6 protein-coding genes are annotated in these 7,538 nt (G+C 71.1%); 2 read left to right on the forward strand and 4 right to left on the reverse strand.

The features are described from left to right. From QZ772_RS22610 to QZ772_RS22625, 4 genes are all read right to left on the reverse strand, one after another. The coding region (locus tag QZ772_RS22610) for a DUF2076 family protein (RefSeq protein ID WP_295531371.1) at window positions 1-457 on the reverse strand (457 nt) is incomplete at its 3' end. Window positions 458-579: 122 nt separating this feature from the next. Beyond that, entirely contained in the window at window positions 580-2,538 is a 1,959-nt protein-coding gene (locus QZ772_RS22615; RefSeq protein ID WP_295531374.1) for a sigma-54-dependent Fis family transcriptional regulator, read from the reverse strand. A gap of 111 nt (window positions 2,539-2,649) precedes the next feature. Continuing rightward, window positions 2,650-3,492 carry an NAD-dependent protein deacetylase gene (locus QZ772_RS22620; protein WP_295531377.1) on the reverse strand — a complete coding sequence of 281 codons (843 nt, stop codon included), beginning with the start codon at window positions 3,490-3,492 and terminating at the stop codon, window positions 2,650-2,652. Between the two features lie 78 nt (window positions 3,493-3,570). Further along, window positions 3,571-4,404, reverse strand: coding sequence for a class III extradiol ring-cleavage dioxygenase (locus QZ772_RS22625; protein ID WP_295531379.1), 834 nt, complete (start codon window positions 4,402-4,404; stop codon window positions 3,571-3,573). A gap of 104 nt (window positions 4,405-4,508) precedes the next feature. Here QZ772_RS22625 and QZ772_RS22630 point away from each other — a divergent pair, with 104 nt between their 5' ends. Together QZ772_RS22630 and QZ772_RS22635 are read left to right on the forward strand one after the other, a co-directional pair. Beyond that, window positions 4,509-5,462 (forward strand): LysR family transcriptional regulator, encoded by a 954-nt coding sequence (locus QZ772_RS22630; protein ID WP_295531382.1) that lies wholly within the window; start codon window positions 4,509-4,511, stop codon window positions 5,460-5,462. Between the two features lie 363 nt (window positions 5,463-5,825). Beyond that, window positions 5,826-7,538 (forward strand): ABC transporter ATP-binding protein (locus tag QZ772_RS22635; protein ID WP_295531385.1); only part of this gene is annotated, 1,713 nt, incomplete at its 3' end.

A 7,538-nucleotide genomic window follows, 5' to 3' on the forward strand; every position in this document is an offset into this window, starting at 1 on the left:
CCAGGAAGCTGGGGCCGCTGCTCGGAGCCGGTGCCGCCGCCGCGGGCGCAGCGCCGAAGAGGCGCTCGCGCCAGCCAGGCGCGGGCGCTGCTGCCATCGCAGGTGCGGGCGCCCCCGGGGCATAACCGGCCGGCGCGCCCCGGTAGGCCGCACGCCCGGGGTTGTAGGCGTCGGGATCGACGGCATCGCGCCCGAAGCCCGGCTCCAGCCCACGTTGCAGGAAAGCGGCACCGCCGGGATCCGCCGCGGCGGCGGGGCGTTGGGCCAGCTGCCGCTGCGCATCCTGCAGCGCGTGCTCCAGCAGCAGGGTGCGCTGGGTCAGCAGGTAAAGGGCGTCGGGCTGCGCCGCCAGCCGTTCGCGGATCAGGGCGTCGGCTTGCGGGTCCTTCTGCACTCCGTGCACCGCGGCCAGGCGCTGCAGCAGGTCTTCGAGCAGGGACAGTTCTTGGGGTGTCATGGGTCGGTCTTCCTTCCTCGGTCCGTTTCGGGCCTTGCATGGATGGGACTCCAACGCCTCACCCGGCGTTCCCGGCCGACCGGACGCCTTAAGGCCGGCCTAAGGGACGCGGCACGCGCCGCTCACCCCTGTCGGCGCAGCCGTCGGTAGACGGCGTTGCGCGACAGGCCGAGCGCCCGTGCCACCGCCGACACATTGCCACCATGCGCGGCCATGGCCTGGTCCAGCGCGGCCTGCTCGAGGGCATCGAGCGTTCCGGTGCCCGCGGCCGGCCGCGCGGCGGGCGTCGGCGCAGGGTTGGCAGCCGGGCCGTCCGTCGCGTCCGCCTGCAGGTCGTCCAGGAAGTCCTCGGGCAGGTGCTCGGGCAGGATCTGCGGCTCGCCCCGCGCCATCAGGGCCGCCGTGCGCAGCACGCTCGCCAGTTGGCGGAGGTTGCCCGGCCAGGCATGGCGGCGCAGCAGCGTCAGCGTCTGGGCCGCGAGCGGCGGCGTATCGACCAGGCCGGCCTCGGATTGCTGCGTCTGCAGCAGCCGTTGCACCACCACGGGCAGGTCGCTGCGCTCGCGCAGCGGCGGCAGGCGGGCCACCAGGCCGTTCAGGCGCCAGTAGAGGTCGTCGCGGAAGCGCCCCTCGGCCATCATGGTGCGCAGGTTGCGGTGGGTGGCGCAGACCACGGCCACGTCCACCGGCACCTGCCGGCCGCTGCCCAGGGGCGCCACTCTGCGCTCCTGCAGCACGCGCAGCAGCCGGGCCTGCATCGCCAGCGGCATGTCGCCGATCTCGTCGAGGAAGAGCGTGCCGCCGTTCGCCTGCAGGATGCGCCCCGGGTTGCCCTTGCGTCGCGCACCGGTGAAGGCGCCTTCCTCGTAGCCGAACAGTTCGGACTCGATCAGCGTCTCCGGGATGGCAGCGCAGTTGACAGCCACGAAGGGCCCGTTGCGCCGCGGTGAATCGTGGTGGATGGCGCGTGCCAGCCATTCCTTGCCGGTGCCGGTCTCGCCTAGGATCAGCACCGGGACATCCTGCCCGACCACCTTGCCGACGCGAGCCAGCACCTGCGCGAGCTGGGCGTCGCCGGTGTCCAGGTAGCGCAGGCCCGAGAAGCGCGGGCCACCCGATTCGCGCGGCCGAGCGGCCACCGACGCGGCGGCGGGCGCATCGACGGCCACCGCCACCAGGGCGGCCCGGGCCCGCGACTCCAGCCGCGCCGACACCGCCACGCCGCCGGGCAGGTGCAGCCGCAACAAGGCGGCCGGGCCCTGCCGGGCATGGGTCAGCGCCTGCGACACCGGCAGGCCGAAGAGCGAGGAGAAGGTGTGGGCCTCCAGCGCCGCGGTCGACAGGCCGAGCTGAAATTGCGCGCTGCGGTTGGCGGCGAGGAAGCGGCCATCCGGCGTGAACGCGGCCAGGCCCTCCATCAGCGTGCCCAGGAACTCCGGCCGGGCGTGGAAGCGCAGGCGCAGCGCATCCTCGTAGACCTGGTCGAACAGGTGGTTCTCGACCATCTGCGAGGACATGCGCACCAGCGCCAGCGTGTGGGCGCTGCGGCTGCGCTGGTCGCCGCTGACGTCCAACGCGCCCAGCACCTGGCCACGCGGATCGAGGATGGGCGCGCACGAGCAGGTGAGGAAGTGATTCGCCTGCAGGTAATGCTGGCTGCCGTTGACCTGCACCGCCTGCTGCAGGGCCAGCGCCGTGCCGATGGCGTTGGTGCCGCGGCAGCGCTCGGACCAGGCCGCGCCCGGCTTGAGCGCCACGCGGTCGGCGCGGCCCAGGAAGTCGTCGTCGCCCAGCGCATGCAGGATCACGCCGTCGGCATCGGTGAGCAGCACCAGGCTCTGCGTACCGGCGATCTGGGCATAGAGCGTTTCCATCACCGGCCGGGCGTGGTCGAAGAGCAGCGCGTTGCGGCCCATCGCCTCCGCCAGGTCGGCATTCGCCAGCGGCGGCAGGTCGGCGCGTTCGTGGCTGCGCAGGCCGAAGTCGGCGCTGCGGGCGTGCGAGGCCAGGATGGCGTCGGGTGCCGCCATCGGCAGTGCGGCACCGGCCGCCGACATGGGGCGATACGTGGCGTTGGGCATGGCGTGTTGTCTCCGTGCTGCACGGCTGACGTGGCCGCGCGGCTGGATCGCCTTTTAGCACCCTTGGCTGTTGCGAAGCTTGCGCCGGCGCATGACTGCGAATCGGCGCTGTCAGGCCGCCCGGGCGTCCGGCGGCACCAGCATCCCGGCGAGCCGTTCCAGCGTCGGGCCGATGGGCGCCGCGACCTTGAGCGACAGCAGCGCGTCCGCCCGCGTGCGGCCGAGGTTGAGCGCCGCCACCGACAGGCCGCGTTCCACCGCGCGCTGTACGAAGCGAAAGCCCGAATACACCATCAGCGAAGAGCCGACGACCAGCATCGCGTCGGCCGCCTCCAGCGCGGCATATGCCGCGTCGACCCGGTCGCGGGGCACGCTTTCGCCGAAGAACACCACGTCCGGCTTGAGCAGACCGCCGCAGACGGGACATGGCGGGATGTCGAAGCCGGAGAAATCGCGCAGTTCCAGGTCGGCATCGCCATCGGGCGCGGCCCGGGCGTCGAGCGCCGCCCAGTCCGGGTTGCGGCGCAGCAGCCCAGCCTGGAATTCGGCCCGGGTCAGGCGGTGCTCGCAGGCCATGCAGCGCACGGTGTCGATGCGGCCGTGCAGGTCGATGACGTTGCGGCTGCCGGCGGCCTGGTGCAGGCCGTCCACGTTCTGGGTCAGCAACATGGCGACGCGTCCTTGGGATTCCAGCGCGGCCAGGGCATGGTGCGCCGGTCCGGGCCGCGCCTGGCCCATGGTGCGCCAGCCGATCATGCTGCGGGCCCAGTAGCGCTTGCGGGTGGCCTCCTCGCCCATGAAGGCCTGGTAGGTGACGGGCGGCGGGCGCTTCCAATTGCCCTGGGCATCCCGGTAGTCCGGGATGCCGGATTCGGTGCTGACGCCGGCGCCGGTCAGCACGAAGAGGCGCGGGTGGCGCTCGGCGAAGGCCAGGAGGTCGGTGTCGGTGGTCATCGGCGCCGGAGCATAGCGGCCGCGCCGACTGGGCGCCGGGCGGTTTATCCCTCTCCCGCGCGGGCAGAGGGGCTCTAGCTACTGCGCGCCGGGTGCGTCGCCGAAGCGGTAGCTGGAGACGGTCAGCCCGCCCATGAAGCCGTTCTCGTAATACACCCGATGCCCCGCCTCGTTTTCTGCAGCACCGACGGCCACCATCAGCGGGATCAGGTGCTCCTCCCGCGGATGGGCGATGCGGGCGGCGGGCGCGGAATCCCAGCCGATCAGGCCCTGCGCACGCGCGACAGGATCGCTGTCCGTCAGCGTGTGGCCCAGCCAGTCGTCGAAGGCCCGCGACGGTGCCGCGGCCTGGGGGCCGAAGGCGCGCAGGTTGTGGTAGCTCAGGCCGCTGGCCACGATCAGCACTTCCTCATCCCGCAACGGCGCCAGCGCACGCCCCAGCGCCAGGTGCTCGGCCGGATCCAGACCCTGGCGAAGCGAAAGCTGGACGACCGGCACATCCGCGTTGGGATAGATGGCCTTCATGGGCGAGAACATGCCGTGGTCGTAGCCGCGTTCGGCATCGACGCCTGCCGGCAGGCCCGCGGCCTCGATCAGCGCCTGCACGCGTTGCGCCAGCGCCGGATCGCCGGGGGCGTCGTAGCGCACCTGATAGGTGTGGGCAGGGAAGCCGCCGTAGTCGTAGACCATGGCCGGATGGGGATTGGCCTGCACCGTGAAGCGCGGCCGCTCCCAGTGGGCCGAAATCATCAGGATGGCGCGCGGCTTGCGACCGATCTGCCGAGGCATGTCGGCCAGGGCCGCTTCCAGTTGGGCATAGGTGTCGCCCATCTCGGCCTTCATCCAGGGCCAGGGGCCGCCGCCGTGGGAGACGAAGTAGGTGGGCAGGCGCGGCGAATTGATCGTGCTCATGGCGAAGGGCTCCTGAATCGTGTTGAAAAGGACTTTAGACCTTTCTCATCCCGCAATCGATGGCCGTACATTCAAGATTCAGTTTCATCCCACGCAATTGATCCATGGATCGCCTCACCAGCCTGCGCCTTTTCCGGGAGGTCGTCGAATCGGGCAGCTTCGCTCGCGCCGCCGAGGCGATGGGCATCTCGGCGCCCATGGCCAGCCGGCACATCGCACAGCTGGAACGCAGCCTGGGGGCGCGGCTGCTGCACCGCTCCAGCCGGCACCTCAGCCTGACCGACGCCGGCCGCAGCTGGTACGAGCAGAGCAGCCGGGCGCTCGACCTGCTCGACAGCGCGGAGGCGGCCTTGGCCGCGGACGCAGACGCCACGCCGCGCGGCCGCCTCAAGATCAGCGCGCCGGTCTGGTTCGGCACAGCGCGCATGGCGCGGCTGCTGGCGGACTACCACGCGCAATGCCCGCAGGTGCTGGTCGACCTGCACCTGGCCAACCGGCGGGTGGACCTGGTGGCCGACGGCTTCGACCTCGCCCTGCGTGCCACGCAGGAGCCGGCCGCCGCGCTCATCGCGAGGCCGTTGTGCGCCGTGGACTTCCACCTCGTGGCCGCGCCCCATTACCTGGCCAACTGCGGCCAACCCGGACAGTTCACCCAACCCGAAGAGCTCGCCGCCCTGGGCGCCATCGTGCCCAGCTACGTGGAGCTTGAAGGCCTCGTGCTGCGTCATGCGGACGGTCGGCAGGCCGCGCTGCGCCTGACGCCGGTCATGCGCTCGGACGACACGCATCTCACCCGCCACGCGGTGCATGCGGGGCTGGGCATCGCCTACCTGCCCTCCTGGCTGGTGGACGAAGACCTGGCGCAGCAGCGGCTCGTTGGACTGGTGCCCGAATGGCGCACGCCGGCCAACACGCTGTTCGCGGTGTACGCGAGCCGCCAGCACATGGCACCCGCGCTGCGCAGCTTCATCGACTTCCTCGCGGCAGCGCTTGCGCCCGGTGTCGCGCCTGCTGACCCGGTTGCGCCTTCGGCCCCGTTGCCCTCGCCGACACGCTGAACGTCGCGCGCACCGGCTTCGAAGCGCCGACGTCCTACACGGCCCTCCCCGGGCCCGGCGCACCTTGCAGTCGTGCCAGGTCGAGCACCCCGCGGGAAACGGGATCGGCGACACAGGCGCAGTCTTCCGTGCATTGCGAAGGGGATGCCCGCCGCGAAGCCAGCAGGCCTGCCGATCCTGACGCCATTCCCCGCAGACGATCACCGGCACACAAGGGGCGCCCTGCAGAGGCGCCTCTTCTTTTTTGTCCGCGGCCGGCCATCGCCAGTTGACGCACCGCTGCCCTCTTCCGCAAAGCCCTGCTCGTCGTGCCGTCGCTGCACCGCCGGTACAGTGCCGGGCCTCGTCCAGGAGACACCGCGCTTGCTCTTCCGCTTCTTCGAAAAACTGCTCCAGCCCTATCCGCCCAACGAGCCTTCGCTGCCGCCCAAGGGCTTCTTCGCCTTCCTCTGGTTCACCACTGACGGCGTGCGCGGCAAGGTGGCGGCGCTGGCCTTCCTCACGGCCATCATGTCGGCCTTCGAGGCGCTGCTCTTCGGCATGCTCGGCCGGCTGGTGGACTGGCTCTCGGGCATCGAGCCCGCCCAGCTCTGGGCCGAGCGCGGCGGCGCCCTCACCTGGCTGGCCGTCGCGCTGGCGGCCAGTGTGCTGGTGGTGGCGCTGCAGACCATCGTCAAGCACCAGGTGCTGGCCATCAACCTGCCGATGCGCCTGCGCTGGAACTTCCATCGGCTGATGCTGGGTCAGAGCATGTCCTTCTACCAGGACGAGTTCGCCGGACGCATCACCACCAAGGTCATGCAGACCGCCCTGGCCGTGCGCGACACGCTCTTCGTGATGGCCGACGTGCTGGTCACCATGGCCACCTACGTCGCCACCATCGTGGTACTGGCCGGGGTGTTCGCGGGCGGGCTGATCTGGCCCTTCGTCGTCTGGCTGGTGCTGTATCTGATCGCCATGGCCTGGTTCGTGCCGCGGCTGGGCCGCATCGGCAAGGCGCAGGCGGACGCGCGCTCGGCCATGGTCGGGCGCATCACCGACGCCTACACCAACATCGCCACCGTCAAGCTCTTCTCGCACACCCGGCGCGAGGCCCAGTTCGCCCGCGCCGCCATGCAGGACTTCGTCAAGACCGGCTACACGCAGATGCGGCTGGTCAGCGCCTTCGAGATCGTCAACCATGCCCTGTCGATGCTGCTGGTCGGCGGCATGGCCGGCGTGGGCCTGTGGATGTGGAGCCGTGGCGAGGTTGGCGTGGGCGCCGTGGCCGCGGCCACCGCCATGGCGCTGCGGCTGCAGGGCATGTCGCACTGGATCATGTGGGAGACGACCAGCCTGTTCGAGGCCGTGGGCACGGTGCAGGACGGCATCAACACCCTGAGCCGCCAGCGCACGGTGGTGGACGCCCCCGATGCCAGGCCGCTGGTGGTCGAGCGCGGCGAGGTGCGCTTCGACAACGTCAAGTTCAGCTACCGCCCGCCCCTGCTGCCCGGCGCGACGGCGCCTGCGGTGCAGGGCCGCACCGTGATCGACGGCCTCAGCCTGACGGTTCGACCGGGCGAGAAGATCGGCCTGGTCGGCCGCTCCGGCGCGGGCAAATCCACGCTGGTCAACCTGCTGCTGCGCTTCCATGACCTGGAAGACGGCCGCGTGCTGATCGATGGCCAGGACATCGCCCATGTGACGCAGGATTCGCTGCGCGCCCACATCGGCATGGTCACGCAGGACACCAGCCTGCTGCACCGCTCGCTGTTCGACAACATCGCCTACGGCCGGCCCGACGCGACCGAAGCCGAGGTGCGCGCCGCCGCCGAACGGGCCGAGGCCTCCGGCTTCGTCGACACGCTGACCGACCCGCAGGGCCGCCACGGCCTCGCGGCGCATGTGGGCGAGCGCGGCGTCAAGCTCAGCGGCGGGCAGCGCCAGCGCATCGCCATCGCACGGGTGATGCTCAAGAACGCGCCCATCCTGCTGCTGGACGAAGCGACCAGCGCCCTCGATTCCGAGGTGGAGGCCGCCATCCAGCAGAGCCTGAACCGGCTGATGGAAGGCAAGACGGTGATCGCCATCGCCCAC

The organism is uncultured Pseudacidovorax sp. (assembly GCF_913773995.1).
Lineage (GTDB): Bacteria > Pseudomonadota > Gammaproteobacteria > Burkholderiales > Burkholderiaceae_C > Xenophilus.